This is a genomic window from Cellulomonas sp. (genome assembly GCF_035634735.1).
Lineage (GTDB): Bacteria > Actinomycetota > Actinomycetes > Actinomycetales > Cellulomonadaceae > Cellulomonas.
This window is the reverse complement of sequence record NZ_DASQCJ010000237.1, coordinates 1-4995: the sequence shown is the minus strand read 5'-3', so window position 1 is coordinate 4995 and position 4995 is coordinate 1. Positions and strand designations below refer to the sequence as shown.

Here is a 4995-nt window from a genome sequence, read left to right as displayed (position 1 = left end):
GCTGGTCAGCGGCAGCCACTCGGCCTCGCGGAGCAGCCCGGTCGGGTGCGCGGCGACGCCCGCGTACCGGAGGCCGGCGGTGCTGAACCACGCGCAGTGCAGGTCGCCGGACACCAGGATCACCGGCGCGTCGCCGACCGCGGCGTCGAGGAGGTCCGCCGTCGGGGCGTCCGGCCACAGGCCGTCGCGGAACCCGTAGCCGACCAGCGCGGCGCCCGGGGCGAGCGGCCGCGCGGCCAGCCGGTCGAGCACGATCCGGATCGCGTGCGCCGCCGAGGTCGCCGCCGAGACGTCGAGCCGCTGCCGGGCGAGCGCCCACTGCGTCATGTGCGTGTGCGCGTCCCACAGCCCGGGCATGACGGTCCGGCCGCCCAGGTCGACCTGCTCGGCGCCCGCGCCGGCGCCCCGGGCCAGGTCCGGCCCGACGGCGTGCACCCGGCCGTCGCGCAGCAGCACGTCGACGGTGCGGGCGGCGCCGACCAGGCGGGCGTGGGTGAGGACGAGCGGCGGGGTGCTCACGGGGGTCGGGTCTCCGTTCGGGTGGGGGCGGCACCGGCGCCGCCCCGGGTCATGCGCGGGTCAGGCGCGGGTCAGGTCCAGTCCGGGCGGCGGTCGAGCTCGGCCCGCATCTCGGCCGCGAGCGCCGGCTCGGCGTAGTGCGGGTCGGTGCCGAGGTGCTCGACGACCCGCTCGGCCACGGCGCGCGGCTTGTCCTGGCTGAGCTTGGCCTTGCCCTGCCACCGGGTCACGGCGAGCCGGAACCCGACGGCGCCCGGCGCGATCCGGCGGGCGTAGCCCTCGACGTCGGGCATGCGCACGGGCGCCGGCAGGGGCGCCTCGTACCGGTCGACGGTCGCGGCCATGACGGCGTACGAGTCCTCGGGGTCGAGCAGCTCGAGCGTGCCGTAGAGGTGCACGGCGAGGTAGTTCCACGTCGGGACGGCCGGGGCGTACCCGTACCAGCCGGGCGACACGTAGCCGTACGGGCCCTCGACCACGAGCAGGTGCTCCCGCCCCGAGCCGACCTGGTGCAGCAGCTCGTCCGGCCGGCCCAGGTGGCTGAGCACGGTGAACGGCGCCGACGGCACCGTGAACCGGTCCGGCAGGCCGTGCGCGTCCCGGGCCGGTCGCGGCGAGGGATCCGGCGCCGGTGCCGCCGCACCCCCCGACGGCAGCGCCACGTCCTCCCCCAGCAGCACCGGCACGTGCGACACCACCGGCCCGTCGTCGGTCACCGAGACGAGCGTCGCCCACCCGTGGGCGCGCACCAGGTCCCGCACGCGGCCCTCGTCGGTCAGCACGTAGTCGGTCGTGTGGATCACGCGGCCCATCGAACCACCACGCACGCCCCGGGCGGCACCCGTCCCCTGTGTCGCGCACGTAAAACTTTCATTGCCTACTGAACTCTCAGCATCCCGGCTATTGACTCCACCACGGGGTGGCGGGGTTGACTGTCGGGCACCGCCGCCGGGCGCAGACCCGGCCGCCGGCCCGCCACGTCCCACCCCCGACGCCGCGCGACCGGCCACCCCGGCAGAGCCGCCGACCCCGCTCCCCGTGCACTCCCCCGCCCGGCGGCCCCTGCCGCCGCTCCCCCTGCAGTGGAGGACCCATGAGAACGACCCGGATCCGGCTCGCGGCCGGTGCCGCCGTGCTGGCGCTCGCCCTGGCCGCCTGCTCCGGCGGCGGTGGCGACGAGTCCGCCGACACCAGCGCGACGGGCTCGGGCGGCGGCGCGATCCGCGTCGCCGTCACCGACCCGATCCAGCTGATCCCCGGCCGGCAGTCGATCGCGTTCGACTTCGCCATGGCCGTCTGGGCCCCGCTGACCTGGATCGACGACGCCGGCGAGCTGACCTACGTCGCGGCCGACTCCGTCGAGTCGGAGGACGGCACCACCTGGACGATCACGCTGAAGGACGGCTGGACCTTCCACGACGGCACGCCCGTCACGGCGCAGTCCTACGTGGACGCCTGGAACGCGGTGGCCTACGGCCCGAACGCGTGGGAGAACTCCGGCCAGCTCGCGAACGTCGTGGGCTACGCCGACCTGAACCCCGCCGAGGGCGAGCCGACGACCACGGAGATGTCCGGCCTGCAGGTCGTCGACGACACGACGTTCACCGTCACCCTGGCCGGCCCCGACGGCCAGTTCCCGATGCAGCTCAGCCAGGCGCAGACGGCGTTCTACCCGATGCCGGAGTCCGCGTTCGACGACTTCGACGCGTACAACACGCACCCGGTCGGCAACGGCCCGTTCGAGGTGGAGACCGACTACGCCGAGAACGAGGAGCTGACCGTCACGGCGTACGCCGACTACCAGGGACCCGCCCCGACGGTCGACGCGATCACGTTCGTGCCGTACACCGACACCACCACCGCCTACACCGACGTGCAGGCCGGCAACATCGACGTCGCGGGCGTCCCGGTGGCGCGCCAGACGCAGGCGTCGGCCGACTTCGGCGACCGGCTCTACACCTTCGAGGCCGCCGGCATCTCCTACCTCGGCCTGCCGCTGTGGGACGCGCGGTACTCCGACGTGCGGGTGCGCCAGGCGATCTCCATGGCGATCGACCGGGACACCATCAACGACGTCATCTACGGCGGCCTGTTCACCCCGGCCACGGCGCTGACCCCGGCCGTCGAGGCGGGCACGCCCGAGGGCATCTGCGCGGAGTACTGCGAGTACGACCCCGAGGGCGCGAAGGCCCTGCTCGAGGAGGCCGGCGGGTTCGACGGCACGATCGACATCTTCTACCCGGGCGGCTCCGGCCTGGACGAGCTGTACACGGCGATCGCCAACCAGCTCCGGCAGAACCTGGGCGTCGACGCGGTCGCGACCCCGAGCACCGACTGGGCCGAGTTCGCCGACAAGCGCACCGCGGGCGACATCGCCGGGCCGTTCTTCTCCCGGTGGGGCGCGCTGTACCCCAGCCAGCAGAACACCCTCCGGGCGTTCTACGTCGAGGGCGGCGGCTGCCCGAACTGCATCCCGTACTACGAGCCCGAGGTCACCGACCTCATCGCGGCCGCCGACGCCGAGGTGGACGCGGACGCCGCGGCCGAGGCCTACGCGGCCGTGCAGGAGCGGATCCTCGAGGACTTCCCGGCCCCGCCGCTGTTCTTCGAGACCTACTCCTACGTGGTGTCCGACCGGGTCGCCGAGCTGCCCACGTCGGCGGTCGGCAACCCGACGTACACCCAGGTCGTCCTCGCCGAGGGCGCATGAACCACGGAACCATCCCGGCGGGCTCGCTCGAGGACGTCCTCGAGCGGGCCCGCCGGGTCCCCCCGGTGTCCGGCTTCCCCCCGGTCGACGAGCTGCTGGCCTGGTTCGGCACGCTCGCGGCCGACCAGCCGCGGCTCGTCACCGAGCGGCGGATCGGCACCTCCCGCCTCGGCGAGCCGATCCCGATGTTCACCGTCGGCTCCGGCCCGCGGTCGCACCTGCTGTTCGCGGGCGTGCACCCGAACGAGCCGATCGGCTTCCGGACGCTCCAGCACCTCGCCGCGGAGCTCGTCGCCGACCCCGACCTGCTCGCGCGGTCCGGCGCCACCTGGCACCTGGTCCCGTGCATCGACCCGGACGGCACCCGGCTCAACGAGTCCTGGTTCGCCGACCCGTCGGACCGCACCGCGTACTCGCGGCGGTTCTACCGCCCGGCGCCGTTCGAGCAGGTCGAGTGGACCTTCCCGTTCGCGTACAAGGACGCGTACTTCGACGACGTCATCCCCGAGACCCAGGCCCTCATGCGCGTGATCGACGACGTGCGGCCGGAGCTCATGGTGAGCCTGCACAACGCGGAGCTCGGCGGCGTCTACTACTACCTGTCCGAGGAGGTGCCCGGGGCCGTCGACGCGCTGCACGCCGTCCCCCGCGCGCTCGGCCTGCCGCTCGACGTCGGCGAGCCCGAGTCCCCCTCGATCCGGTCGATCGCGCCCGCGGTGTTCCACATGTCGAGCACCCGCGAGGAGTACGACTACCTGGAGTCGCTGGGCCTGGCCGCGGCCACGATGGTCGGCGGCGAGTCGTCCAGCGCCTACGCGCGCCGGCACGGCACCGTCTCGCTGGTCGCGGAGCTGCCGTACTGGTCGCACCCGCTGGCCGACGACACCACCCCCACGTCGGCCGACTACGCGGACGTCGTGCGCGCCAAGGGCGAGGAGCTGGTCGACCTGGGCGCGACGCTCACGGGGCTGCTCGAGGATGCCCGGCCCGACCTCACGCTGCGCTCGCCGTTCCTGCGGGCCAGCGAGGCGTTCGTGCCGATGATGGGCGAGGGCGGCCGCGCCGAGCTGCTGCGCGCCGAGCGCCCGGAGCTGCGCCGCGCCGCCACCGCGGCCGAGGTGTTCAGCAACGAGGACGTCGTGCGGTGCTTCCGGCTGCGGTTCGGCGGGATGCTGCTGCGCGCGCTCGACGCCGAGGTGCACGCGGGGACCGCGACCGCGCGGGTCCGGCGGGTCGCCGGCCGGGCGCGGGAGGTCTACGACGGCTGGGTCGCCGAGGCGGACTCGCTCACCGGCCTGACCGTGCTGCCGGTCGAGCAGCTGGTCGGCGTCCAGTACGGCGCCACGCTGGCGATGTCGCGGGTGCTCGCGGCCCGGTCCGCGGGCGGCGCGTCGGGGGCGGCGTCGTGAGCCGGTACGCGGTGCGCCGCGCCGTCGAGCTCCTGGTCGTGTTCCTCGGCGTCACGCTGGTCATCTACCTCATGGTGTTCGCGCTGCCCGGCGACCCGATCCGGTCCCTCGGCGGCGACCGGCCCCTGCCGGACAACGTCGTCGCCGAGCTCCGGTCCCGGTACCACCTGGACGAGCCGGTGCTCCAGCAGTACGCCCGGTACCTCGGCGGGCTGGTCACCGGCGACCTCGGCACCAACTTCAGCGGGCAGTCCGTCGCCGGCCGCATGGAGTCCCGGTGGCCGGTGACGATCACCCTGGCGCTGACCGCGTGGGGCATCGAGGTCGTCCTCGGGGTGCTGCTCGGCCTGTTCGCGG

At 74.5% G+C, this 4995-nt stretch carries 4 protein-coding genes and 1 pseudogene; 3 read left to right on the top strand and 2 right to left on the bottom strand.

Annotation, left to right across the window (positions count from 1 at the left end; genetic code table 11):
* Both VER05_RS19725 and VER05_RS19720 read right to left on the bottom strand, forming a co-directional pair.
* Window positions 1-519, bottom strand: a 519-nt coding sequence (locus VER05_RS19725; RefSeq protein WP_324847005.1) for an amidohydrolase family protein, incomplete at its 3' end; no start/stop codon positions are given.
* A 71-nt stretch (window positions 520-590) separates the two neighbouring features.
* Window positions 591-1322, bottom strand: coding sequence for an FMN-binding negative transcriptional regulator (locus VER05_RS19720; protein WP_324847004.1), 732 nt, complete (start codon window positions 1320-1322; stop codon window positions 591-593).
* A gap of 290 nt (window positions 1323-1612) precedes the next feature.
* Between VER05_RS19720 and VER05_RS19715 the strand changes: the two genes are divergently transcribed.
* The 3 genes and pseudogenes from VER05_RS19715 to VER05_RS19705 form a co-directional block, all read left to right on the top strand.
* Window positions 1613-3229 (top strand): ABC transporter substrate-binding protein, encoded by a 1617-nt coding sequence (locus VER05_RS19715; RefSeq protein WP_324847003.1) that lies wholly within the window; start codon window positions 1613-1615, stop codon window positions 3227-3229.
* Window positions 3226-4638 (top strand): M14 family zinc carboxypeptidase, encoded by a 1413-nt coding sequence (locus VER05_RS19710; protein WP_324847002.1) that lies wholly within the window; start codon window positions 3226-3228, stop codon window positions 4636-4638. Before VER05_RS19715 ends, VER05_RS19710 begins: the two co-directional genes overlap by 4 nt.
* Window positions 4635-4995: pseudogene (locus tag VER05_RS19705) on the top strand (ABC transporter permease); the annotation flags it as partial. The gene VER05_RS19710 and the pseudogene VER05_RS19705, both read left to right, overlap by 4 nt.

What these genes read in the sequence shown, in the direction of transcription:
- VER05_RS19715 (WP_324847003.1), top strand. Translation starts at nt 1,613, where the DNA reads ATGAGAACGACCCGGATCCGGCTCGCGGCCGGTGCCGCCGTGCTGGCG.
- VER05_RS19710 (WP_324847002.1), top strand. Translation starts at nt 3,226, where the DNA reads ATGAACCACGGAACCATCCCGGCGGGCTCGCTCGAGGACGTCCTCGAG.